This window comes from Mesorhizobium sp. M0028 (genome assembly GCF_040323855.1).
Classification (GTDB): Bacteria; Pseudomonadota; Alphaproteobacteria; order Rhizobiales; family Rhizobiaceae; genus Mesorhizobium.
This window is the reverse complement of the sequence record NZ_JAMYVG010000030.1, coordinates 24,454-47,393: the sequence shown is the minus strand read 5'-3', so window position 1 is coordinate 47,393 and position 22,940 is coordinate 24,454. Positions and strand designations below refer to the sequence as shown.

General features: G+C 62.8%; 21 protein-coding genes and 1 pseudogene. 17 read left to right on the top strand and 5 right to left on the bottom strand.

The window, feature by feature from the left end:
• The first annotated feature begins 141 nt into the window (after nt 1-141).
• Entirely contained in the window at nt 142-978 is an 837-nt protein-coding gene (gene panB, locus NKJ93_RS31225) for a 3-methyl-2-oxobutanoate hydroxymethyltransferase (RefSeq protein ID WP_352593141.1), read from the top strand.
• Nucleotides 975-1,934 carry a pantoate--beta-alanine ligase gene (panC, locus tag NKJ93_RS31220; protein WP_352494305.1) on the top strand — a complete coding sequence of 320 codons (960 nt, stop codon included), beginning with the start codon at nt 975-977 and terminating at the stop codon, nt 1,932-1,934. The genes panB and panC overlap by 4 nt, the downstream gene beginning before the upstream one ends.
• Before the next feature lie 140 nt (nt 1,935-2,074).
• Here the strand turns inward: panC and NKJ93_RS31215 are convergent, their stop codons facing one another.
• On the bottom strand, nt 2,075-2,755 hold the full coding sequence (locus tag NKJ93_RS31215) for a GntR family transcriptional regulator (protein WP_352484666.1): 681 nt from the start codon (nt 2,753-2,755) through the stop codon (nt 2,075-2,077).
• A gap of 232 nt (nt 2,756-2,987) precedes the next feature.
• Here NKJ93_RS31215 and NKJ93_RS31210 point away from each other — a divergent pair, with 232 nt between their 5' ends.
• The 8 genes and pseudogenes from NKJ93_RS31210 to NKJ93_RS31175 all read left to right on the top strand — a co-directional run bounded on the left by NKJ93_RS31210 (nt 2,988) and on the right by NKJ93_RS31175 (nt 12,376).
• A complete protein-coding gene (locus tag NKJ93_RS31210) occupies nt 2,988-4,115 on the top strand; it encodes a sugar ABC transporter substrate-binding protein (protein WP_023722272.1) in 1,128 nt (375 codons plus the stop codon).
• A gap of 72 nt (nt 4,116-4,187) precedes the next feature.
• Nucleotides 4,188-5,726, top strand: coding sequence for a sugar ABC transporter ATP-binding protein (locus NKJ93_RS31205; RefSeq protein WP_502895957.1), 1,539 nt, complete (start codon nt 4,188-4,190; stop codon nt 5,724-5,726).
• Nucleotides 5,723-7,792 (top strand): ABC transporter permease, encoded by a 2,070-nt coding sequence (locus NKJ93_RS31200; protein WP_352593138.1) that lies wholly within the window; start codon nt 5,723-5,725, stop codon nt 7,790-7,792. The genes NKJ93_RS31205 and NKJ93_RS31200 overlap by 4 nt, the downstream gene beginning before the upstream one ends.
• Nucleotides 7,793-7,805: 13 nt before the next feature.
• Nucleotides 7,806-8,612: an SDR family oxidoreductase gene (locus NKJ93_RS31195; RefSeq protein WP_352593135.1), complete on the top strand. Its 807-nt coding sequence runs from the start codon at nt 7,806-7,808 to the stop codon at nt 8,610-8,612.
• A 10-nt stretch (nt 8,613-8,622) separates the two neighbouring features.
• Nucleotides 8,623-9,570 (top strand): 3-hydroxyacyl-CoA dehydrogenase, encoded by a 948-nt coding sequence (locus NKJ93_RS31190; RefSeq protein WP_352484661.1) that lies wholly within the window; start codon nt 8,623-8,625, stop codon nt 9,568-9,570.
• Entirely contained in the window at nt 9,567-10,529 is a 963-nt protein-coding gene (kce, locus tag NKJ93_RS31185) for a 3,5-dioxohexanoate:acetyl-CoA acetone transferase (protein ID WP_352593132.1), read from the top strand. The genes NKJ93_RS31190 and kce overlap by 4 nt, the downstream gene beginning before the upstream one ends.
• A 35-nt stretch (nt 10,530-10,564) precedes the next feature.
• Complete coding sequence (locus NKJ93_RS31180) at nt 10,565-11,443, top strand: SMP-30/gluconolactonase/LRE family protein (protein ID WP_352593129.1); 879 nt, start codon at nt 10,565-10,567, stop codon at nt 11,441-11,443.
• 304 nt (nt 11,444-11,747) lie between these two features.
• A pseudogene (locus NKJ93_RS31175) lies at nt 11,748-12,376 on the top strand (DUF6088 family protein).
• Between the two features lie 23 nt (nt 12,377-12,399).
• On the opposite strand, the gene NKJ93_RS31170 reads toward NKJ93_RS31175, so the two are convergent.
• The 4 genes from NKJ93_RS31170 to NKJ93_RS31155 form a co-directional block, all read right to left on the bottom strand.
• Nucleotides 12,400-13,080: a hypothetical protein gene (locus NKJ93_RS31170; protein WP_352593126.1), complete on the bottom strand. Its 681-nt coding sequence runs from the start codon at nt 13,078-13,080 to the stop codon at nt 12,400-12,402.
• A 167-nt stretch (nt 13,081-13,247) separates the two neighbouring features.
• Nucleotides 13,248-14,120: a carbohydrate ABC transporter permease gene (locus tag NKJ93_RS31165; protein WP_352593123.1), complete on the bottom strand. Its 873-nt coding sequence runs from the start codon at nt 14,118-14,120 to the stop codon at nt 13,248-13,250.
• On the bottom strand, nt 14,117-15,007 hold the full coding sequence (locus NKJ93_RS31160) for a carbohydrate ABC transporter permease (RefSeq protein WP_352593120.1): 891 nt from the start codon (nt 15,005-15,007) through the stop codon (nt 14,117-14,119). Before NKJ93_RS31160 ends, NKJ93_RS31165 begins: the two co-directional genes overlap by 4 nt.
• 43 nt (nt 15,008-15,050) lie before the next feature.
• Nucleotides 15,051-16,343 carry an ABC transporter substrate-binding protein gene (locus NKJ93_RS31155; RefSeq protein WP_352593117.1) on the bottom strand — a complete coding sequence of 431 codons (1,293 nt, stop codon included), beginning with the start codon at nt 16,341-16,343 and terminating at the stop codon, nt 15,051-15,053.
• A 328-nt stretch (nt 16,344-16,671) separates the two neighbouring features.
• Here NKJ93_RS31155 and NKJ93_RS31150 point away from each other — a divergent pair, with 328 nt between their 5' ends.
• The 7 genes from NKJ93_RS31150 to NKJ93_RS31120 are packed head-to-tail and all read left to right on the top strand — an operon-like array spanning nt 16,672 to nt 22,934.
• Entirely contained in the window at nt 16,672-17,937 is a 1,266-nt protein-coding gene (locus tag NKJ93_RS31150) for an extracellular solute-binding protein (protein WP_352593114.1), read from the top strand.
• A gap of 27 nt (nt 17,938-17,964) precedes the next feature.
• Nucleotides 17,965-18,897 carry a carbohydrate ABC transporter permease gene (locus NKJ93_RS31145; RefSeq protein WP_352593111.1) on the top strand — a complete coding sequence of 311 codons (933 nt, stop codon included), beginning with the start codon at nt 17,965-17,967 and terminating at the stop codon, nt 18,895-18,897.
• 2 nt (nt 18,898-18,899) lie between these two features.
• Entirely contained in the window at nt 18,900-19,733 is an 834-nt protein-coding gene (locus NKJ93_RS31140; RefSeq protein ID WP_352593153.1) for a carbohydrate ABC transporter permease, read from the top strand.
• Nucleotides 19,730-20,467: a PIG-L deacetylase family protein gene (locus tag NKJ93_RS31135; RefSeq protein ID WP_352593108.1), complete on the top strand. Its 738-nt coding sequence runs from the start codon at nt 19,730-19,732 to the stop codon at nt 20,465-20,467. The genes NKJ93_RS31140 and NKJ93_RS31135 overlap by 4 nt, the downstream gene beginning before the upstream one ends.
• Nucleotides 20,464-21,339: an ROK family protein gene (locus tag NKJ93_RS31130; RefSeq protein WP_352593105.1), complete on the top strand. Its 876-nt coding sequence runs from the start codon at nt 20,464-20,466 to the stop codon at nt 21,337-21,339. Before NKJ93_RS31135 ends, NKJ93_RS31130 begins: the two co-directional genes overlap by 4 nt.
• Nucleotides 21,336-22,106 (top strand): GntR family transcriptional regulator, encoded by a 771-nt coding sequence (locus NKJ93_RS31125; RefSeq protein ID WP_031195039.1) that lies wholly within the window; start codon nt 21,336-21,338, stop codon nt 22,104-22,106. The genes NKJ93_RS31130 and NKJ93_RS31125 overlap by 4 nt, the downstream gene beginning before the upstream one ends.
• 36 nt (nt 22,107-22,142) lie before the next feature.
• Nucleotides 22,143-22,934, top strand: coding sequence for a sugar isomerase domain-containing protein (locus NKJ93_RS31120; RefSeq protein ID WP_023722251.1), 792 nt, complete (start codon nt 22,143-22,145; stop codon nt 22,932-22,934).
• Nucleotides 22,935-22,940 lie beyond the last annotated feature (6 nt).

Sequence of the window (22,940 nt, the reverse complement as noted above, 5' to 3'; positions counted from 1 at the left end):
GCTGGCCCTCTGTCTTTGCTTTGCGGAGAGCCTGCTTCGCGACGCACAAACTTTTCTGATGCAGTGCGGTTTTGGCCTTCGCACCTGCACAGAACTATGCAAAACCGTCACCGCTGGAACTTGACCCAAGGGAATGTGCCGATGAGTGTGGAGGTCGAAACAAAGGCGCTGACGCCGCCGGACATTGCGGCCCGAAAGCACAAGATGCCGATTGTCTGCTTAACAGCGTATACAACGCCGGTTGCGCGCCTCGCCGATAGGCATTGCGACGTGGTCCTGGTCGGCGACAGCGTCGGCATGGTGCTTCATGGCCTGACGTCAACCCTCGGAGTTACGCTGGAGATGATGATCATGCACGGCAAGGCCGTGCGCCGCGGTCTTGAACGGGCGCTGATGGTCGTCGACATGCCGTTCGGCTCCTATGAGGAGGGCTGCGAACAGGCCTTTCGCAACGCCGCCCGGCTGATGGCGGAGACCGGATGCGCCGCGGTCAAGCTGGAGGGCGGCGAGAGCATGGCTGACACGATCCGCTTTCTCATTGCCCGCGGCATCCCCGTCATGAGCCATGTCGGGCTGACACCGCAAGCGATCAATGTGCTTGGCGGCTACAAGGTCCAGGGCAGGGGCCGAGACGGCGACAGGATTTTGCGGGACGCTGTTGCTGTTGCCGAATCCGGCTCATTCTCCGTTGTGCTGGAAAAGGTGGCCGAGCCGCTCGCACGAAGAATAACCGAGGAGGTTACGATTCCAACCATCGGGATCGGCGCCTCCGCCGCCTGCGACGGCCAGGTTCTGGTCGTCGACGATATTCTGGGCATGTTCACCGGTTTTCGTCCGAAATTCGTCAAGCGCTATGCCGAACTGGGCTCAGAGGCCGAAGCGGCCATTGCGGCTTATGCGGCTGATGTGCGGGGAGGGCGCTTTCCGGCGGCCGAACATCTCTCCGCCGACGCGCCGCAGGCCGGAGAATCCGCGTGAGCGTGCCGATCGTCCGCACCATTGCCGGGCTTCGTACCGTTGTGGCGGGATGGCGCCGTTCTGGTGCCAACATCGCCGTGGTGCCTACGATGGGGGCCTTGCATGAAGGGCATTTGAGTCTCGTGCGTTCTGCGCTTCAAAAGGCCGATCGCGTGATCGTGACGCTGTTCGTCAATCCCAAGCAGTTCAACAGTGCGGCGGATCTTGCCGCCTATCCCCGCACGGAAGACGAAGACGCTGCAAAGCTCACGCGGCTGGGCGCCCACCTGCTTTATGTTCCGGATGCGACTGAGATGTATCCTGACGGCTTCGCCACGACCGTGTCCGTGTCGGGCGTCAGTGAAAGCCTTTGCGGTGCGTTCCGGCCCGGCCATTTCGATGGGGTGGCGACCGTCGTTGCAAAACTCTTCCTGCAGACCGGCGCTGATTTCGCCTTTTTCGGAGAGAAGGACTTCCAGCAGCTTCAACTTATCAGGCGCATGGTCCGGGACCTGGATATTCCGATCACCGTCGTCCCCTGTCCGACAGTCCGGGAAGCCGATGGTCTCGCTTTGTCATCGCGCAATGTCCGGCTCTCGCCGGCAGAGCGCGCCGTCGCCCCAAGGCTAGCATCGGTCCTACTCAATACGGCGGCGGGGCTCTCGAACGGCTCTCCCGTCCTGCCAACGCTTGCCGAAGCGCGCGCAGCGATCCTGTCCGCGGGCTATCGCGAGGTCGAGTACCTGGAACTCCGTGGCGAGGCAGATCTGCAACCGATAGCAAGCCTGGATCGGCCGGCACGCCTGTTTGCAGCGGCCTGGCTCGGCGAAACGCGGCTCATTGATAACGTCAGAACACTGCCGTCTCCCGTTCTTGTTGACAAGCCGCTCGGGCATGCCTTCACCCGTGCCGACGGTCACACCGCAACGCCAGCATTCAAGGATGAGCTTGTAGGCTCTGGCAAGCGCTACCCCTGACCAACTCGGCCCTGTGAGCGCTGGATCGTCCCCTCTGGATGAATCACCGCAGCAAGGCGCCGGAAATGCCCGCTGATGCTCGGCGGTTCGGTTCGTGGTGAGCATCACCGTCCTGCCATGTCGGGCTTGGCGACCTGCGACTATTTCAGCAGTTTGATCAGGACAGTGAAAGCCGCGTCGATGTCAGCGCGAACCGCAGCCCGGACCGCCTCCGCGTTGCGGTTTCGCAGCGCTGCAAACATCTCCTGATGGTGCTGGTTGGCGGTCGAATAGTTTCCGGAATCGTGCAGCATGTTGAAATAGGGGCTGATCTGCAGCCACAGGTTCTCGATGATGCTGAGCATGTTTTCCGAGCCCGCGGCCCGGTAGATGGAAAAGTGAAAGGCGTAATTGGCCCTGAGATAGGATTTGACGTCGCCAGCGGCATTGGCCTGCTCGAGTGCCTCCAGATGCTGGCCCAGCAGCATCACGCCGTGATCGTCAATGCGTTCTGCGGCCCATGCGGCGGCGATCGCCTCGATTTCGAACCTGACGTTCCTGAGATCGATAAGCCGCGCACGACTTAATGCCGGGATACCGATCGAACGGCCCGAAACCACCATCAAGGCGTTGGCCGCGCTCAGACGCCTCAGAGCCTCGCGAACCGGCATCGGGCTGACGCCGAAAGCGTCTGCGAGGCTCTGCACCGTCACCATTTCACCTGGAACGATGCTGCCGTCGAGGATCAACTCGGTAACGTGCCGGTAAACCCTGTCCTGCAGGGTTTCCCTGGACAGCGGCGTGATCTCGACGCCCGGCTTCCTGAATGCCGCCCCAGCCATTTCTGTCAACCTTCCCCCATTCGAGCGACGCTCTTGTCATACCCGGCGCCTGTGTCCGGAATGCAAGGTTCGGATTGCCGCGTCAAGCGCCCGCGTTTCCGACTTTTCCCTCTTAGCCATTTCATCATTGATCTTTGATCAAATCATGATACGGTCAGCCGCATCGAATGACAAGGAGTACGTTTCGTACCCTTGGGAGGCATTCGGTCGTCTGAACTGGGAGGAGTTTCGAATGGGTATCGGATCGAAAGCCCGGCGGCTTGCGCTGCTTGCCGGCATGGCTGTTTGCGTTTGTGGTACGTCCGCCGCCGAAGCGGCCGGAAAGCACAAGATATTTCTCAGCATGAGCTTCATCGGCAATGATTGGCAGGCCGAGGCCGCCAACATGCTCAAGGCGATGGCGTCGCACAAGAGCATGGCCGACAAGGTCGACCTCCAGGTTCAGGTGGCGGGGCCGAACGCACAGCGCCAGATCCAGCAGATCAACGCGATGGTGCAGGCAGGCGCCGAAGCCATCGTGATTTTCCCGATCTCGCCGACAGCGCTCAACCAGGTGGTGAAGAACGCCTGCGACAAGGGGGTAAAGGTGTTTGCCTATGATGCCGAGATCACCGAGCCCTGCGCCTACAACGTCCATATCGACCAGGAAGAGGCTGGCCGGGTGACGGCGGAGTGGCTGGTCAAGAAACTTAATGGCAAGGGCAACATCATCGCGGTGACCGGCGTTCCCGGCACGTCGGTCGATGATCTGCGCACCAAGGCCGCGAAGGAGGTGTTTGCCAAGCATCCCGACATCAAGATCGTCGGCGAAGCTGTCGGCATGTGGAGCCAGGCGGTGGCCCGTACCGAACTGTCCAAGATATTGGCGACGCGCAGCTGGGATGACATAAATGGGCTGTGGATGCAGGTAGGCTGCTTCACTGCCAATTCCATGCAGCTCGAGGCCGGCAAGAAGGTCAGCGAACTCCTGCCTTGCGCCGGCGAGGGCTCCAATGGCGGGCGCATCCAGATGCTGCCGGAGGGCACGGAGGTCGAGGGCGCAACCTCTCCCTATGCGCCGCTCGGCGCGCCGCGCATTTCCTACGCCTCGCCGCCTTATTCCGGGGCGCTCGCTCTCAAGCTTGCCGTCGAGGCGCTTGAAGGCAAGCACGTTGCCAAGAAGACGATCCTGCCGCTGCCGGTCGTCACCAACGAGACGATAAAGCTTTGCGACGAGGGCACCTGGGCGGAGATGAAGGCTGGTTGCAATGCGTTCAAACCGTCGCTGGTCTCGAACCCAGGCTGGTTCGCCTCGATCTTCTCCGATCAGACACCTGAGATCGGTCTCGCGGCCGCCCTTGTAGGCCAGCCCGAGGAGTAGGCCTTCCGAAGTGGGGCGTGGGGTGCTTTCGAGGCGCTCCACGCAGCTTTCATGCGGGCTGGGACTGAGATCATGATGTCAGCGCATTCGACAGCTGTCGGCATAGAGGGCGTCCGCAAGGCGTTTGGCGCAACAGTTGCCCTCGATGGCGTTTCCTTCGAGATCGCTTCCGGCAGCGTGCATGCCTTGCTTGGCGAGAACGGTGCGGGCAAGTCCACGCTCGTTAAGCTGCTGTCGGGGCTGGTACGGCCCGACGATGGGCAAATCACCGTGTCAGGCGAACCGGCGCCACTCGGTTCGCCGCGCGCCGCGCATGCCAAAGGCGTGCAGACAGCCTTCCAGGAAATGACCCTGGTACGCGATCTCAGCGTTCTCGATAACATGTTGCTGCCTTACGCGCCCGTTGGCTCGATCGGCCTGATCAGGCGGTTGAGCGCGCGCAAGGCAGTCCGCAAGCACATCTCCGATCTGGGGTTTACGGTCGATCTCGATGCCGAGGTAGCGACGCTCGATCTCGCCATCCGCCAGAAGATCGAAATCGCGCGCGCGCTCTATCGCAAGCCGCGCATCCTTCTGCTCGACGAGCCGACTTCGACACTGTCAGGTGGCGATGTCGAGTGGCTGGGCGCCATCATCGCGCAATTGAAAGCGGCCGGTACCACGGTCGTGTTCATCACCCATCGCATGCGCGAGGTGCGGGCTTTCTGCGACACGCTGACCATTCTCAGGAACGGCCACCACATCGTGACCGCGCCGGTTGCCGATGTTTCGGATGGTGAGGTGATCGAAAAGATCATCGGCCGCAGCATCGCCCAGACCTTCCCGCCGAAACCTCAAAGTGAGGCCGCCTTCGGTCCGCCGGTGCTCGGTGTGCGCGATCTCAAGACGGGGAGGAAGCTCGACGGCGTCGATTTCGACCTGCGCAAGGGCGAGATTCTCGGCATTGCCGGGCTTCAGGGCATGGGGCAGCTCGACTTGTTCCTCGCCTGCTTCGGCATGGCCGAGATCGAGCGCGGCCATGTCCTGGTCGACGGCCGCAAGGTCTGGCTCGGCTCGCCCTCCGATGCGCTCAAGCCCAACATGGCGATCGGGCTGGTGCCGGAGGACCGCAAGACCGAAGGCCTGTTCCTGAAGCTCTCGGGCCGGCAGAATGCATCGCTGCCTGTGGTCGAACGCTTTACCCGATTTGGCCTGATCAGAAACGACGAGGAGGCAAAGGCCGTGCAGTCCGCCTTCTCAACCGTGGAGGTCGACCGCAGTGCATTATGGACGAGGGCAGGGGCGTTCTCTGGCGGCAACCAGCAGAAGATAGCCATTGCCAAATGGCTGGTCGCCGAAAGCCGGATCCTGCTGCTTTTCGATCCGACCCGCGGCATCGACGTCGGCACCAAGCACGAGCTCTATGTGATGATGCGCGACTATGTGGCGGCCGGCGGCTCGATCCTTCTGCATTCAACCGAAATTCCCGAGCTGGTCCATCAATGCGACCGGGTGCTCGTCCTCTACGACGGTCACCTGGTGGCGGAGCTTGCCGGCAACGACATCACGGAAGGCGCGATCATGCGGCCGGCGCTTGGCCATGGCGAGTTGGTCCGGGAGGCGGCGGAATGAGCGTGACGAGTTCGCCCGCGGCACCGGCCGCAACAGTGTCGCGGCTCCTCGCGCGGCATCGCGGCGCGATCATCGCGGCGATCGTCTTTGCCGTGCTCCTGCTAATCGTTGATCTGGTAAGTGCCGGGCGGCTCACTTATTTCGATATTTCGTTCCTGTCGAGCGGCGGCGCCACCTCGGCACTGGCGGCGATCGGCCAGACCCTGGTCATCCTGTCCGGCGGTTTCGACCTGTCCGCGGGCGCGGTGATCTCGCTGGTCAATGTCGTTCTGGCAAAAGGCATGGATCCGATGGCAACCGGCACGAGTGTCGCGCTGTGGACCTTGGCCGGAATTGGTGTCGGCATGCTGGTCGGCGCCTTCAACGGCTTCTTCATCGCCGTCCTGCGCATGCAGCCAATCGTCGTCACGCTGTCGACCATGTTCATCCTGCAGGGGGTAACGCTGCTGGTCATGGACAAGCCGGGCGGTTTCGTCTCGCCCGATCTTGGCGCCTTCTATCTCGGTGATGCCATTGCCGGCTGGATACCGATGCCGCTGGTGGTCATCGGCGTCGTCCTGCTCGGCTGGTTCTGGCTCAAAGGAACACGCTTCGGGACGGCGCTTTATGCGGTCGGCAGCGACCCGGATGCCGCCGCCGCGGTCGGTGTGCGCGTCGTTCTCGTACGCTTCCTGGTCTATGTCATTGCCGGCGGCTGCTATGGGCTTGCCGGCGTTTTCATCAGCGCCCAGACCGGCAGCGGCGATCCGCTGGTCGGCAACCCGTTGTTGCTGTCGATGTTCGCGGCAGTCGTCGTCGGCGGCACAAGGCTGGGCGGCGGTCAAGGCGGGCCAGTCGGCACCGTCTTCGGCGCCTACATCCTGATGATGGTCGTCAACATCCTGCTCGTGCTCAACGTCTCGGCCTATTATTCGACGATCGCCGAGGGCATGATCCTGATCCTTGCCGTGCTTGCCGGCTCGCTGTCGCATGGCTCCGTGCTTGCCCGCCAACTGCGTGCGCTACGGGCTCGGCTGGCCGCGTGGCGCGCCGGAATGCTGCCCTCGCAGATCGATCGCACCGACCGGCGGCTGAGAATCAAGCGGGGCAGCGCTGGCGACCAGCAGGCGCCGCAGCCGGCCTTCCATGTCCGTAACGCCGAGACGCTGCGCTATGCGCTGCCGGCCTATGTCTGCCTGGCCGTCGTCGTGATCGTCACCCAGATCTGGCTTGGACGCGCCATCGTCAACGTCACCTACTGGAACTCGCTGTTCGTGCTGTCGAGCTTCCTTGCCATCCTGGCGCTTGGGCAGGGCAGCGTAATCCTCACCGGTGGGCTCGACCTGTCGCTGCCGTGGACGATCGGCCTCTCGGGCATCCTGCTTGCCGGCATGGTCAACGGGTCGGATGCTGCACTTGCCTATGCGCTGCCGGCGGTGCTGCTCATCGCTTGCCTGATCGGTCTCGCCAACGGCATCGGCATCGTCTTTCTCGGCATCTCGCCGATCGTTATGACGCTGGCCACCAACGGCATTCTGCAAGGTTTCGCTTTGCTCTACTCCCAAGGCACGCCGGCCGGCTTCTCATCGCCGATGCTGCGCTGGTTCATGACCGGCAAGGTATTCGCCATCACGCCGGTGGTGCTGTTCATAATCGCCTTCGCCGTCTTTGCCGTGCTGCTGCTTGGCCGCACCGCTTTCGGCCGCCGCATCTACGGCATCGGCAACAGCCTGCGCGCAGCCCAGCTCTCCGGCATCGCGGTGGGTCGCACGCTCATCCTCGTCTATGTGCTGTCGGCGGTCTGCGCGGCGATCGTCGGCATCATGCTGACCGGCTTTTCCGGCCAGGCCAGCCTGGGCATGGGCGACGATTATCTGCTGCCCTCCATCGCCGTCGTCGTGGTCGGCGGTGCGCTAATCACCGGCGGGCGCGGCCACTATCTCGGCATGCTGGGTGGGGTGCTGCTCCTGACCGCGTTGCAGATGCTGCTCGCTGGCACGACGCTGCCTTACGCGACGCGGGCAATCCTGTTTGGGCTGGTGGTGCTCGGTGCCGTCATGGCGCTGCGCGAAAGGCGAATTCAGTGAAAGGAATGGAACAATGAGCTCAAGCGCACCCGCATCGGCGGACGAATTCCTGACCGGGCTCAAAGGCCAGCGTGTGCTGGTCACGGCGGGCGCTGGCGGCATCGGCTTTGCCATTGCCGAGACACTGTCGCGGCTCGGCGCGCGTGTCGTGATCTGCGACATTTCCGACGAGGCGCTGGCCGCTGCTCCAGAGAGAATTACGCTCGCCGCCGCAGTCAAGGCCGACGTTTCGCGCGACGACGATGTCGACCGGCTGTTCGAGACGGTCGAGGAGAAGCTCGGCGGGCTCGACGCCCTGATCAACAATGCCGGCATTGCCGGGCCGACCGGCGGCGTCGACGAGATCGATCCGGCAGATTGGCGGCGTTGCATAGATATCTGCCTGACCGGCCAGTTCCTGTGCGCGCGGCGTGCCGTGCCGCTGATCAAGGCGGCGGGCGGCGGCTCGATCGTCTCAATGTCTTCGGCCGCCGGCCGCCATGGCTACGCATTCCGCACCCCCTATTCGGCTGCCAAGTTCGGCGTTGTCGGCCTGACCCAGAGCCTCGCCAAGGAACTCGGACCGCATGCGATCAGGGTCAATGCCATCTTGCCCGGTATCATCGAAGGGCCGCGCATCGACAAGGTCATTGCCGACCGGGCAAAGCAGCTCGGCGTGTCAAACGAGGAGATGACACAACGCTATCTGCAGAACATCTCGCTGCGCCGCATGACCAGCCCATACGATGTCGCCGCAATGGTGGCCTTCCTGCTTTCCGATGCGGGCGTCAACATTTCCGGCCAGTCGCTTGGCGTCGACGGCAATGTCGAGACACTGTGAGGGGGCGATCATGGCGAAGGTAGCAATTGTCGGAAGCGGCTTCATCGGGCGAGCGTGGGCGATCAGCTTCGCTCGTGCGGGCCATGATGTGCGCATGTGGGACCAGGCGGCGGCCGCGACCAGCGGCGCGCGCGACTATATCGCCGGCGTGCTCGGCGACCTCGCCGCAAACGATTTGCTGCGGGGACAGGCGGTGGATGCCGTGCTTGGCCGCATCACCATTGTGGCGGAGCTTGGAGAAGCCTTGGCCGATGCCGTCCACGTCCAGGAGAACACACCGGAAAACCTGGAGGTGAAGCGTGACGTATTCTCCCGGATCGACGCCCTTGCCGGTCCGCAGGCGGTGATCGCCAGTTCCACCTCGGCGCTGTTGCCGTCGAAATTCACCGATCATCTGCAGGCGCGGCATCGCTGCCTCGTCGTACATCCAATCAATCCGCCCTATCTCATCCCGGCAGCGGAAGTCGTGCCGGCGCCATGGACCTCCGCCGAAACGGTGGAAAGGACCCGCGCCTTTCTTGTCGAAGCGGGCCACGCGCCGCTGGTGATGAAGCGCGAACTCGACGGCTTCATCATGAATCGCTTGCAGGGCGCGCTGTTGGAGGAGGCGTTCCGGCTCGTCGCCGACGGCTACGCCAGTGTCGAGGACGTCGACACGGGCCTGCGCGAGGGGCTGGCGCTGCGCTGGTCGTTCATGGGTCCCTTCGAAACGATCGACCTCAACGCGCCTGGTGGTGTGCGCGACTATGTAGAGCGCTACCAGACGATCTATTCCAACATCTTCCCGCAGATGCTGCGTCGGGTCGACTGGGCCGGCGAGGTCATGGAGACGATCGAGGCCCAGCGCCGCACGCGCCTGCCGCGGGAAGAACTCGGCGAACGGCAGGTCTGGCGCGACCGTCGGCTGATGGCGCTGGCGGCGCACAAGAAAAAATCGGATCAGGAGTTTGGACGATGATGGAAACAAGCCGCAAGCCCGGCGCCCCGCAGGCCAAGGGCAAGGTCATCATCACCTGTGCGGTGACGGGGGCAATCCATACGCCGACCATGTCGCCTTATCTGCCGGTCACGCCAGACCAGATCGCCTCGGAGGCGATTGCGGCGGCCGAGGCTGGTGCGGCAATCCTGCATCTGCATGCCCGCGACCCTGAGACCGGCAAGCCCGACCAGACGCCGGAGGCATTCGCGCGTTTCCTGCCGCGCGTCAAGCAAGGCACCAATGCCGCCATCAACATCACCACCGGCGGCAGTCCTTACATGAAGGTGGAGGAGCGTGTGCGCCCCGCCGCCCAGTTCAAGCCGGAAGTCGCCTCGCTCAACATGGGGTCGATCAATTTCGGGCTCTATCACCTCGTAGACAAATACGAAACGTTCAAGTTCGACTGGGAAAGGCCGCACCTGGAAGCGACGCGTGACCTGGTCTTCCGCAACTCGTTCAAGGACATCGAGTACATACTGGAGACCTGTTACGACAACGGCACGCGCTTCGAGTTCGAGTGCTACGACATTGCCCATCTCTATAACCTCTCGCATTTCGCCGATCGCGGGCTGGTGAAACCGCCGTTCTTCGTACAGTCCGTGTTCGGCCTGCTCGGCGGCATCGGTACGCACCCGGAAGACGTCGCCCATATGAAGCGCACCGCCGATCGCCTGTTCGGCGATCAATACCGCTGGTCGGTGCTGGGTGCCGGCGCCAGCCAGCTGCGCATTGCCGCGCAATCGGCAGCGCTTGGCGGCAATATTCGCGTTGGGCTCGAAGACAGTCTGTGGGCCGGCAAGGGCAAGCTTGCCAAATCGAACGCCGAGCAGGTGGTGCTTGCCCGTAAGATTATCGAAGGCCTCGGCATGGAAGTGGCGACGCCCGACGAGGCTCGCGAAATCCTGTCATTGAAGGGCGGCGACCAGGTCGCGTTCTGACCGGTTTCTGCAAGGTTCGAACAGAGGAGGACGGCATGAAGATCGAGGTCGTGGTGGACGTGAAAACCACGCTGGGCGAGGGACCGCTGTGGGACGTTGAACAGGAGCGCCTCTACTGGATCGACAGTTTCGATGGGCGCGTGTTTCGGGCGACCGCCGACGGCCGCGAGATCCGTTGCTGGGACGTGCCGATGAAGATCGGCTCGATGGCGTTGCGCAAGGACGGCGGTGGCGCGGTGGTGTCGCTGCAGCGCGGCTTCCATCTGCTTGATTTCGCCACCGGCGAGGTGACGCCGATCCACGATCCGGAGCCGGACCGGCCGATGAACCGGCTCAATGACGGCAAGGTCGATCGGCGCGGCCGCTTCTTCGCGGGCTCAATGGACACGATGGAAGAGGGACCCTCCGGAGGGCTCTACCGGCTCGATCCCGATTTCTCCGTGACCAGGATAGATTCCGGCATTATCTGCTCGAACGGCCCGTGCTGGAGTCCAGACGACCGCACCTTCTATTTCGCCGACACCTGGACCGGCGAGATCTGGGCCTACGACTATGATATCGAAACCGGTGCCGCCACCAACCGGCGCACTTTCACCCGCGTCGATACCAGCCGGGGAGGGGCGGCCGACGGCTCAACTGTCGATGCCGAGGGCTTCCTCTGGAACGCGCTGGTCTATGACGGCAGGCTGGTGCGTTACGCGCCCGACGGCAGCGTCGACCGCATCATCGACATGCCCGTCAAGAAGATCACCAGCGTCATGTTCGGCGGGCCGAAGCTCGATACCCTGTACGTCACGTCGATGGCCAAGCCGCCGCTGCCGCGCTTTCCGGGCGACGGAGTTTTACGCGGCAGCCTTTTTGCCATCACCGGCCTCGGCGTAACGGGAGTTCCGGAGCCAAGATTTGCTGCGTGAAGCTCGGCATCGAGCCGTCACTTTGTGGCGGTCATCGTCTCGGCAGCTTTCCGCAGTACTCAGTCTGTAGCAGGCTGCCATCCGACGGGCGTGACCGGTGGCCGGCATGACCCTCGCGCCCGAATTCGTTTCAACAACAGGTTCTCACGGACAAGCCGTCTCCGAGTCCTCTGTCGCTGCGGCCCGCCAACTGAGTCCGCGGCGCTTGGTTGGGCTCTCGCACTCTGTTGAGAAACCTAGCAACCAGACAGCGATGCCTATTTTTTCGATGAATGTCAGTAAAAGATGCGTTATTTTCTGACGCATGAAGATGGTCGTTTCCTCAGTTCCTGATCGGATTTTGAGGCGCGCCCGCGGTAGTGGGCGCGGGAGCGTTTTCACGCCCAGCGATTTTCTTGATCTGGCGGGACGGTCAGCGATCGATCAGGCGCTCTCGCGCCTCGTCAAAAGAGATAGGTTGCGGCGTCTCGCCCGCGGACTTTACGATTTCCCGAAACTGCATCCAAAACTTGGGGCGCTTTCCCCGTCGCCCGATTATGTTGCCCAGGCGCTGGCCAGGGAGACGGGCTCTCATGTGCAGGTCGCCGGGACGCATGCGGCCAATGCGCTTGGTCTGACCAGCCAAGTTCCCGCCCGAACCTCATATCTCACGGATGGTCCATCCCGTCGCGTGGTGCTCGGAAAGCGTGTTATCGACCTGCGCCATGCGTCGCCCAAACACCCGATAGCACCGGGGAGTGCTGCGGGAACAGTCGTTCAGGCGTTGCGGCATCTCGGGCCATCACGGGCCGCCGATGTCGTTCAGATCGCGTCGCGCCAACTGTCCCTGAGTAACAAAAAGAGACTCGTCTCAACCGCCATACAGGCGCGGCTTGGATGCGTCCGATACTAAGCGCCATTGGCGACTCACCATCGGATGCGGCTCATGGATAGCTTCGTGCGCCAAGCCGCGTCGGTTAGCCATGTGGTGCGCGTGCTAACTCATCCACGGCAGCTGAAAGAACGCGTTCGGGGTCCGAGGCGAGCACATCTTGCGGACGTTTGCCGCCAAGGAAGCTATTGATCGATGCAAACCAATAGGCGAGCCCCCAGGCATCCTTTTTCCCGCGAAACACACTCAGAACCTTAGCGAGCGGTTTAGTGGGCCGATATCCAGCTGCAATATCCAGAGCGTAGCCGGGAAAATAGTCTACACCCCGATGCCGAACTGCGAAGATGCGGCCTTGTTTTTTCCACTTGTTTGGCTGCGCACGTGGGTTGCTCGTGCTGAACCCTGCCATTGTCGCGACTTGAGGAGCGGTCAGCCAACCGCCGCTTTCCAATACTTCTCTTCTCGCCTCGGCCGCCATCCGCGCTTGTATGAGCACGTGTTGCGGAGGGAGTACGTCAGGGACCAGGGCGTCGATTATCGTGCTTATGGCTTCGCGCTGGCGACTCATCAGGATCGTACGCACCAGAGGCGCAATGCTGACGAGCGTGTCCGCGAGGCCGCGCACAGCAGGTTCACTCCCATGCTCGACCGTCAGTGCTATGACCAGCTCGGCAGTTAGGCGATCAAGTCGGTCACCAACCTCCTTCGGCCTTCCGGTGAGGACGCCAAATCCCGACAGTTCAATAGTCTCATGGGTAAGTGCCATGATCTCCCGCTCCTGGGGTGATGAGCATGGTTAAATATGTAGCACAACAACCGGTATCACAGGTGCAGCTAAGCTGTGGGCATTTGGCGTCCAAGTTCGCTGATTGCCTGGAGCTTGCAGAGCGCGTCCCGATGACGGCCAGGCGGACGCCGGCCGTGCCGCCGACGCTACCCCTTGACCGCCGAGCCGACGATTGAATCCACGAAGAAGCGCTGCAGGAAGACGAAGAGCACCAACGGCGGCAGCACAGCCAGTGTGGCGCCAGCCATCACCAGTCCTGTATTGAGGGCGCCTCTGTTGTAGCTGAGCAGGCGGCTCAGACTGATAACGATAGGATAATCGTGTGCATTGCCCTGTAGAACCGTCAGCGGCCAGAGATAGCTGTTCCAGTGGTAGACGAAGGCAAACAGCGCCAGTGCCGCGATTGCCGGCGCCACGCTCGGCGCGACGATCTTGAACAGGATCACAAGTTCCGACGCCCCATCCATCCGTGCCGCGTCGATCAAATCGTCCGGCACGCCGGCGATGAACTGGCGCATCAGGAAAATGCCGAAGGCATTGGCGAGGTTGGGCACGATGATGCCGGCAAGGCTGGCATTCAGACCGACCGATCCGACGAGACGGTACAGCGGGACCAAAGTCACGATCGGCGGCAGGAACATTGTGGCGATCAGCACCGAAAACAGCAGTGAGCGGCCGGGAAAGTGATGCTTGGCGAAGGCGTAGCCAGCCATCATGCTGGTGACCAGAATGCCGGCGGTGGTGATCGTGGCGATCACGAGCGAATTCCACATCGAGCGGCCGACATTGATGACGCCGGACACTTTCTCATACGCTTCGAGGCTCGGCGTGCGCGGTATCCACACCGGCGGCACCTGCATGGTTTCGGCCGGCGTCTTCAGGCTGGAGAGCACCATCCACAACAGCGGAAAGGCGGAGGCCACGGCAACCAGCAGCATCAGCGTGGCGAGCAGTGCTCTGCGGCCCGCCAGGCGTTTGCGCGCCAACCGGCTCGATGCTGATCGGCCCGGCGCGCTCATTCGTCATCCTTCCGGTTGGCAAATGCAAACAGCGCGCACACAACGACGATCAGCGCCAACATCAGCATCACTGCCATGGCCGAGCCCAATCCGCCTTGCGCGCGCTCGATGCCGACACGGCGGATGTGATAGGTCAGCACATTGGTCGAGCCGACCGGCCCGCCTTGGGTGATCAGCGCCACCGGCTCGAACACCTGCACGGCGTTTATGATGGCGATGACGGCGCTGAACAGAAGCGTGCGCCGCAGCAGCGGCAACGTGATAAAGCGGAACTGTTCGCGTCGGGTGGCGCCGTCCAGAGTCGCCGCCTCGTAAAGACTGCCCGGGATCTGGGTCAGCCCGGCAACGGCCAGCACGGTAAAATAGCCGATCTGCTGCCAGACATTGAGGACGACGATCGAGATCAACGCCGATCTTGGCGAGGACAGCCAGGGTTGCGGGCCGATGCCGGCGAGGCCGAGCATCTGGTTGAGCGGCCCTTCGCTCGGCGAATAAAGCTTCGACCAGACCAGCGTCACGGCGATCATCGGCACCATGTAGGTGGAAAACAACACGGTCCGCAGCGCCGTGCCGCCTGCGACATCGCGCTGGTAGACCATCAAGCCGAACGCGACCGAAAGGGGCAGGATGAGCATCACCGACAATGCCGTGTAGATCGCGGTGTTGAGCAGTGCTCGCTTGAAATCCCGCCCGACCGAGGTCGGTCCGAATATTTCGCGAAAATTGTCGAAGCCGATGAAGCCCGCATTGGAAAAAGGCGTCTGCGTCGACCAGTCCTGGAATGAGAGCCAGATGGTGAGCAGCATCGGCAGCAGGATGAAAACACCGATCAATGTCACGGCAGGCGCCAGCATGATGCCCGCCGAGGCACGATAGGTCTTGATCATCGCTCTGCTTCCAAAGCGCCGGGCTCTCGAAACAGCGCCTTCGCTATTTGGCGGCACGCTCCAGGATCGAGACGGCATCGGCCTGCGCGTTCGCCTGCGCATCCTTGGCCGAGAGCTGCCCATACTGCAACGCCTCGAGCGTCTGCTGGAGCGATTCGCTGAACTCCTGGCCGCCCGGGACGACAGGGAAGGGCTTGGCGTCGGCAAGCACGCTGACATAGCCGGACAGGAACTCGGAACCGAGCTTGTCCTTATGGGCTTCGATGTCGGAGGTCCGCGTCGGCAGGATGCCCATCGACATCAGAATATCCGACATTGCCGAGGCGCCGTTCTTGCCGGACTTCGGACTGTTCAGCCATGCCAGGAAATCCCATGCCGCTTTTTGCTCGGCCTCACCGGCATTGGCGTTGACGACGGTCATCCACGAATAGGAGATCGAGTGCGGCTTGTCGCCGCTCGGACCGACCGGGATGGGTGCGGTGGCGATGTTGGAGAACTTGTCGCCCATGCCGCTCTTCAATGCGCTTTCCCACCAGTTGGCCATGATGATCATGCCGGTCTTGCCGGAAACGAAATTGTCGAGGAAGGGACCGGTTGTGTTGGCGTCGGCCGTGGCCATCGCCGGATCGCTGGCACCGGACTTGATCAGGTCCTCGTAGAGCTGGAAAGTCTCGCCGGCTTGAGGACTGTCGAGCACCGGTTTGCCGTCCTTGACCAGCTCGCCGCCATTGGAGGCCAGCAGCGAGGCGAAGGGATGGACGACGCCCGCCGCCCAGGAATTGATCATGCCGAAACCTTGCTGGCCGGCATCTTTCCTGGTCAGCTTCTGGGCCGCATCCTTCAATTCGGACCAGGTTTTCGGCGCGGCCGTAATGCCTGCCTGCTTGAACAGCTCCTTGTTGTAGTTCAGCGCATAGACGTCGATCTCGTTTGGAATGCCGTAGAGCGTGCCACCAACGGAGGCTGCGCTGACGACACCGGCCGGCCACGCACTCCTGACCTCGCCGGCAACCGTGTCGGGGGCCGGCGCGACCAGTTTGTCTCGCGCCAGTTCGGGCAGCCACAAATCGTAGATGCCGCCGATCGTCGGCCCATCGGAACTGCCGCCCTGGGAACGCAGTGTCGTTAGGAGGTCGCCGAAGGGGACGGCGCGCACGGTGACGGTCACATCCGGATTGATCTTGGCGTAGTCCTTGGCCGCGGCGTCCAGCAAAGCGACCGTTTCGGGCGACCAGTGGGTCAGATAGGAGATGTTGACCGATTGGGCGCAACCAATGGTGGGCGACGTCAGCAGCCCTGCAGCCAGTGCCAGTTTCGAAATCCAAGCCAAAGACATCCGGACCCTCCGCATAGCCGCACAGCGACGTCAATGACGTTATGACAAGTTGAAGCAACGATGCAAGCGCTATCTTCGTCGGAGAGCTCCTGCCGGTACTGCGGCGTTTTCTTGCTGCGGCCCACAAAGGTGCGGGATAATACTTTGAAAACAGGCAATTATCTGGAATGGTTCGAGCCGTTTCTCCCTGCCGGCCATGTCCGAACATATCGCAAGGCTCTTGCGAACGAAGTCATGTCATTATAATGACATGAGAAAAGCTATGACTGCCTTGCGGCTTTTGAACCGCCGTGGGGATGACAATATCGACAAGAATGGGAGACTGAGCATGCTTTCAATTCATCGACGCGCCACACTCGGCCTGATCGGCGGCTTTGCCGCAGTCTGCACCGGGGTCCTCACCGCACTGCCGGCCAAGGCCGACGACACCGTGACCCTGTGGAGCTGGCGCACCGAGGACGAGGCTGCGATGCGCCGCATCTTCGACGCCTTCGAGGCCAAGACTCCCGGCATTAAGGTCAACATCCAGTTCACCCCCGACGCCGACTACCAGAACCGGCTGAGCACGGCGCTGCGTGGCGGCCGCGGGCCTGATATCGCTCAGCTCAAGGCTTACGGCGAACTGCAACCGTTCATCGAGGGTGGGTATCTCGACGCGCTCGACGACAGCGTGCCGGAGCTGAAGAACATGCCCGATAGCGCGCTGGGCGGCGCTCGTGGCCGTGCCGACGGCAAGACCTATGGCGTGCCCTATTCGGTGCCGATGATGGGCGTCTTCTACAATCAAGATATCTTCGCCGCCCAGGGCATCGACATTCCCAAGACCTACAAAGATTTCGTCGCCGCCTGCGAGAAGCTGAAAGCGGCGGGGATAACGCCAATAGCCGCCGGCGGTGCCAACGGCTCCGCCTGGGCGCTGGAGATCGGCGTCGGTGTTGTCGGCCCGACCATCTATGGCCCGGGCTTCTACGACGAAATGATGAGCGGCAAGGCGACCTTCGAGGATCCGCGCTACGTGGCTGCCCTGAAACGCTATGCCGAGTTGAAGCCGTATTTCTCCGACGGCTTTGCCGGGGTCGATTACACCACCTCGACACAGCAATTCATCGGCGGCAAGGCGGCCATGTTCTTCGGCGGCTCGTTCGAGAACGGCAGCTTCAAGGCGCAGAACCCGAAGCTGAAATTCTCGATCTTCCCGTTCCCCGCCGACGATCCTGCCACCAAGCTCTACACCTCGGCTTTTTCGGACGGCTCCTATGGTCTGGTCTCTGAAAGCACCAACAAGGAGGCAGCGATCAAGGTGCTCAACTTCATGGCTTCGGCCGAGTTCGCGCAGCTCTTCGCCGACGAGTTGGGCTGGCCGCCGGCCCGTACCGACGTCACCGTGAAAGACCCGGTACTCGCCACGATGATGGAGATGTCGAAGAATTCCACACCCTATCTGACGCTTGTCGGCTTCCGCTGGCAGACGCCTACGGCCTCCTCGATCCTGCAGTCCGAGATCATCGACATGGTCGAAGGCAACATCACGCCGCAGAAGCTGGCGGCGGACATGCAGGCCGCCGTCAGCAGCTGGTTCAAGCCGAAGCAGTAGGCCGTCACACCCTGCGCGAAACAGCACATGATCGCCCGTCGCCGCAAAAGCAGCCTTCAGCGCCCCCAGCAGCGCATGGCCGTGCTGTTCATCGTGCCGGCACTGGCCGTTTATGCGCTGTTTGTCCTTTATCCGCTGCTGATGTCGCTGTGGGGCAGCTTCTTCGTCTGGAGGGGCCTGCGCATGCTGGAGTTCGCCGGCCTGTCGAATTTTACCCGCCTGTTCGTTTTCCCGAGCGGTGGGCGGCTCTACGGAGCGCTCTGGCACAACGTCGCCTGGTTCTTCGGCATCATGCTGTTCCAGAACGGCCTTGGTCTGCTGTTGGCCTGGCTGCTGTTCCTGCGCGCCAAAGGGGCGGCCTTCTTCCAGTCGGTCTTCTTCTTCCCGGCAGTGCTGAGCCCGGTCATCGTCGGCGCCCTGTGGCGGCTGCTGCTGGCGCCCGGCGGCACCATCGAATGGATGCTCAACGGCCTTGGCCTGCATCAAGGCAGCCTGACGGTTCTCGGCAACAGCCACACGGCACTCGTGATGCTGATCGCCGTCGACGCCTGGAACTGGATGGGCCTGCCGGTGCTGATCTACACCGCCGGCCTAAGGCAGATTTCGTCCCAGATATTCGAGGCTGCCAGGCTGGATGGCGCCGGCAGCGGCCGCATGCTGGTCTCGGTTGCCCTGCCTTTGCTGATGCCGGCCGTCGGCACGTTGACGACGCTGTCGTTCATCAACACCTTCAACCAGTTCGACATCGTCTATGTCATGCAAGGCGTGCAGGGCAATCCGAGCTATTCCACAGACACGCTGGTGACCTATTTCTACCGGCTCGCTTTCGGCGCCGAAGGCGCGGTCGGTATCACCGATATAGGCCTGGCGCTTGCGCTGGGAACGCTGCTGTTTCTCATCCTCAGCATCGGCACGCTTGTGATGCTGCGCTTCTTCGACCGCCGCACGGTGCAACTGTGAATATGCTCGCCATCCCTCGACAGCTTGTTCGGCTGCCCGGCTGGACGGCGCTGGTCCTGTGGACCGCAGCGGTGCTGCTGCCGCTCTATATTCTCGTCGTCTCCTGTTTCAAGACCACGGCGGAGATCTACGACAACAGGCTCGGCCTGCCGCAAAGCTTTGCCTTCGACAATTTCGTTGCGGCCTGGACGCGCGCCGATCTCGGCCAGAATTTCATCAACAGCCTGATCGTCACCGGCGGTGCGGTGATCCTGACGATTATCGTGTCGGCAATGGCCGCCTATCCGCTGAGCCGCTATCGGCTGGGCTGGAACGGTATCATGCTGGGCCTGTTCCTGTCCGGCATCATGCTGCCGATCCGGCTTGCCTCGGTGGAGCTGTTCACGCTGATGCGCAACCTTGGCTTGCTCGATTCGCTGATCGGCCTGATCCTCGTCTATTCGGCCATCCGCATTCCCTTCGCCGTCTTTATCTTCGCAAATTTCATGCGGGTACTGCCGTCCGAGCTCGACGAGGCTGCGCGCATGGATGGGGCCGGCGAGGCGCGCATTCTGTTCCAGATCGTGCTGCCAATGGTGAAGCCAGCCGTATCGATCGTCGCCATCTTCACCGCTATCGCCGTGTGGAACGACTTCTTCTTCCCGCTGATCTTCATCTTCGACGACCGCTACAAGACCGTGCCGCTGGCGATCAGCGTGTTTGTCGGCCAGTTCCGCACGGATTGGGGCCTCGTGTTCGCCTCGCTTGCCATCTCCATGGCGCCCATCCTGATCATGTACTGTCTGCTTGCCCGCCAGATTCGCGAGGGCGTCGGCTCCGGGGGAGGCGCGAAATGATCGAGGACAAGGTCTATGCCGCACGCTCGATTCTGGTCGTCGGGGCGCATGCCTTCGATGCCGAGGTGATTGCCGGTCCACTGGCGGCGGCGGCGGTGCAAGGCGGTGCCGAAGTCACCTTCCTGCATCTCAGCATGGGCGAGCAGGGCCATCCAAGCCTCATCCCCGAGCACTATTGGGTCCAGAAGGAGCAGGAGGCCGCAAAGGCCGCAGCCAGGCTCGGCGTTGCCATGCGCAGTCTCGGGCTGCACGACGCCTTCCTGCCCTGCGACGACGAGACGGCGCTCAAGGTTTGCGATGTTGTGCGCGAGTTGAAGCCGCAAATCGTCATCACTCACTGGCATGGCAGCTGGCACAAGGACCATCGCGCCGCGGCCCGACTGACACAGACCGGTATTTTTTTTGCGGCATTGCCGACGCTGAAGCGCGACCATGCTGCACACACACCGCAACTGCTGCTGTTCGGCGAAAACTGGGAGGACGACGAAGGCTTTCGCCCCGAACACCTCGTCGACGTCAGCGACGGCTTCGAGGCCTGGAGCGAGGCGGTGCGGGAATACGAACTGGCACGCGGCCTGAGCAGTTTCCCCTACGTCGATTATTACAGTGCGCTTTATCGGCTTCGCGGCTGCCTGCGCGGCACGCGCTACGCGCAGGGTTTTGCGGCGGCCTCGCAGTCCTGGCAAGCCGGCAGTGGCCTGTTCGCGCCGGCCAATCGGAGCGGCTCTCGATGACACGCATTCTGGCTATCGATCTTGGCGGCACCAATTTGCGCGCCGCAATCCATAGCGGCGATGTTCGCTGGCTGGAGATGCTGAGCCGCGAGCCTGCGCCGACAAGCCTGGATGCCTTCGTCGCCCGTATCGGTGCCTTGCGCGCCGAGGCCGGTCCGGTCGACGCCCTCGGGCTTGCGGTGCCCGGACTTGTCGAGGGCTCGGTCTGCCGCTGGATTCCGAACCTGCCCTATCTCGACGGCATCGACATCGCGACCTTGTTTCCTCGTCTGCCTGTTGCCATTGGCAATGACGCGCAGGTCGCCATGCTGGCCGAAGCGGTCGAAGGTGCCGCAAAAGGCCTGTCCGATGCCATCCTGCTGGCGATCGGCACCGGTATCGGCTCCGCCGTTCTGGCCAACAACCGCATCGTTGCAGGCGCACGTGGCGGCGCCTGCTCATTCGGCTGGGCCTGCGCCGACATCGAGGATGAAGGCGAGGACCGCAGCGGCTGGCTGGAGCGCTTCGCTTCCGGGCGGGCGTTCGACGCCGCGGCGCGCCAGATCGGGCTGGCCAATGGCGGCAGGCTGATCGAGGCCGCGCGGGCTGGCAACACGGCCGCACTTGACGCCTTGGAGCTGCCGGCGCGCCGGCTGGGCACTGTCCTTGCGGGTGCGGTCGCGCTGCTCGATCCGCAGGCGATCCTGATTTCCGGCGGGCTTGCCGATTCGCTGGACGTGGTAGGGCCGCCGCTGCTTGCGGCATTGCGGCGTCAGTTGCCGCCGCATCTGCGCGACGCCGTTCTGCGGTCCGGCGAATTCGGCTCCCGCGCCGGTCTCGTCGGCGCCTCGCTGGCTGGTCTCGCCGGAGCACAGTGGAGGCAGATAAGATGAGTCAAGCGAGCTTCCATCTGCCCGACCGCAGAAGGCCCGAGCCGCTCTGGTATCAGGTGGAAGAGGCCATCCGCGCCATCGTCAAGAGTGGCGAGTGGGCGACCGGCGACCAGATTCCGGCCGAAGACAGACTGTGCGCCTTGTTCGGGGTGAGCCGCATCACGCTGCGACACGCCTTGCGCAATCTTGAGGAGCACGGGCTGCTCAGGCGCGAACATGGCCGTGGCACCTTCGTGCGCTCCACCACGCTGGTCGCCGGCACCCGCGAACTCACCAGCTTCACGCAGGAAATGGGCAATATGGGCGTGGTCGCCGGCTCGCGCTTGCTCGACTGCAGCCTGACCACCGCCAATGCCGCCGCGGCCGGAGCGCTGGAGATCGAGGAGGGCGACCCGGTGGTGCGCATCCGGCGGCTCAGGCTCGGCAACAACGAACCGATCGGTATTCAGACTGCGCAACTCTCGGCCGCGCGCGTGCCGGGCTTTCTCGATGCCGGCCTGCTGCAAGGCTCGCTCTACGAAGCGCTGGAACGCCATTACGGCATCGTGCCGGTCGCGGCGCGCGAAAACTACCGTGTCGGCGCCGTCGGGGCGGCGGATGCCGAGTTGCTCGATCTGCCTGCGGGGAGCCCCGCTTTCGTGGTCGAGCGCATCACCACCGACGAGCGCGGCCCGTTCGAATTCACCGTCTCGGTGATGCGTGGCGACCGCTACGAAATCCGCTCGACGCTGCGTGCCGGTCGCGCCGCGCCAACCGCAAGAAGCTGAGCCATACCCAAGCCGACCCATAACAGGAGTACCGACGTGTCCGATCTTTACATACCCCGCCTTGCCGCCCTCATCGAACAGGCCTCGAAAGCCAATGCCGAGGCCTTTGGCGAAGCGGCCAGCCGCTTTGCCGACACGCTCGAGAGCGGCGGGTTGGTTCATCTTTACGGCTCGGGCCACTCGGTGTTGCCGGTCCAGGAAGTGTTTCCGCGCTACGGCAGCTATGTCGGCTTCAATCCGCTGACCGACCCGCGTGTCATGTGGCATAACGTGCTCGGCGCCGGCGGCGTGCGCGAACTTCTGTGGCTGGAGCGGACCGAGAAATACGCCGAGAAATTCCTCGACCACCAGCCGCTGAACAAAGGCGATTCGATCATCATCTTTGGCCACAGCGGCCGCAATTCGTCCGGCATCGACACCGCGCTTTATGCGAAAAAACGCGGCATCTTCGTCGTTGCGATAACTAGCAAGAACAATCTCGACAAGCCGGCGACGCACTCTTCCGGCAAACGGCTTGCCGATGCCGCCGACCTTGTCATCGACACCTGCTCGCCGATCGAGGATGCCATCGTGCCGGTCGAGGGCTGGAGCCGGCCGGTCTCCGGTTCGTCGACCGTGCTTGCCATGATCCTGGCGCATGAGCTGATCGCCCGCACCGCCGAGGCGCTTTCGAAACGCGGCATCGAACTGCCGGTTTTTGCCTCGCCGACAATTGCCGGCGTCACACTGCACGACACCGACGTCATCTATGGCGTCTATCGCGAGAAAATGCTCGAGGCGCAGAAGAAGCACCTGCCGACGTTCCAGGCGACCATGCGCGGCGAATGACAACCG

Coding starts and splice junctions, on each gene's coding strand:
- NKJ93_RS31210 (WP_023722272.1), top strand. CDS start 2,988: ATGGGTATCGGATCGAAAGCCCGGCGGCTTGCGCTGCTTGCCGGCATG.
- NKJ93_RS31125 (WP_031195039.1), top strand. CDS start 21,336: ATGAGTCAAGCGAGCTTCCATCTGCCCGACCGCAGAAGGCCCGAGCCG.
- panB (WP_352593141.1), top strand. CDS start 142: ATGAGTGTGGAGGTCGAAACAAAGGCGCTGACGCCGCCGGACATTGCG.
- NKJ93_RS31150 (WP_352593114.1), top strand. CDS start 16,672: ATGCTTTCAATTCATCGACGCGCCACACTCGGCCTGATCGGCGGCTTT.
- kce (WP_352593132.1), top strand. CDS start 9,567: ATGATGGAAACAAGCCGCAAGCCCGGCGCCCCGCAGGCCAAGGGCAAG.
- NKJ93_RS31195 (WP_352593135.1), top strand. CDS start 7,806: ATGAGCTCAAGCGCACCCGCATCGGCGGACGAATTCCTGACCGGGCTC.
- NKJ93_RS31190 (WP_352484661.1), top strand. CDS start 8,623: ATGGCGAAGGTAGCAATTGTCGGAAGCGGCTTCATCGGGCGAGCGTGG.
- NKJ93_RS31130 (WP_352593105.1), top strand. CDS start 20,464: ATGACACGCATTCTGGCTATCGATCTTGGCGGCACCAATTTGCGCGCC.
- NKJ93_RS31140 (WP_352593153.1), top strand. CDS start 18,900: ATGCTCGCCATCCCTCGACAGCTTGTTCGGCTGCCCGGCTGGACGGCG.
- NKJ93_RS31155 (WP_352593117.1), bottom strand. CDS start 16,343: ATGTCTTTGGCTTGGATTTCGAAACTGGCACTGGCTGCAGGGCTGCTG.
- NKJ93_RS31200 (WP_352593138.1), top strand. CDS start 5,723: ATGAGCGTGACGAGTTCGCCCGCGGCACCGGCCGCAACAGTGTCGCGG.
- NKJ93_RS31180 (WP_352593129.1), top strand. CDS start 10,565: ATGAAGATCGAGGTCGTGGTGGACGTGAAAACCACGCTGGGCGAGGGA.
- NKJ93_RS31160 (WP_352593120.1), bottom strand. CDS start 15,007: ATGATCAAGACCTATCGTGCCTCGGCGGGCATCATGCTGGCGCCTGCC.
- NKJ93_RS31170 (WP_352593126.1), bottom strand. CDS start 13,080: ATGGCACTTACCCATGAGACTATTGAACTGTCGGGATTTGGCGTCCTC.
- NKJ93_RS31135 (WP_352593108.1), top strand. CDS start 19,730: ATGATCGAGGACAAGGTCTATGCCGCACGCTCGATTCTGGTCGTCGGG.
- NKJ93_RS31215 (WP_352484666.1), bottom strand. CDS start 2,755: ATGGCTGGGGCGGCATTCAGGAAGCCGGGCGTCGAGATCACGCCGCTG.
- NKJ93_RS31145 (WP_352593111.1), top strand. CDS start 17,965: ATGATCGCCCGTCGCCGCAAAAGCAGCCTTCAGCGCCCCCAGCAGCGC.
- NKJ93_RS31205 (WP_502895957.1), top strand. CDS start 4,188: ATGATGTCAGCGCATTCGACAGCTGTCGGCATAGAGGGCGTCCGCAAG.
- NKJ93_RS31165 (WP_352593123.1), bottom strand. CDS start 14,120: ATGAGCGCGCCGGGCCGATCAGCATCGAGCCGGTTGGCGCGCAAACGC.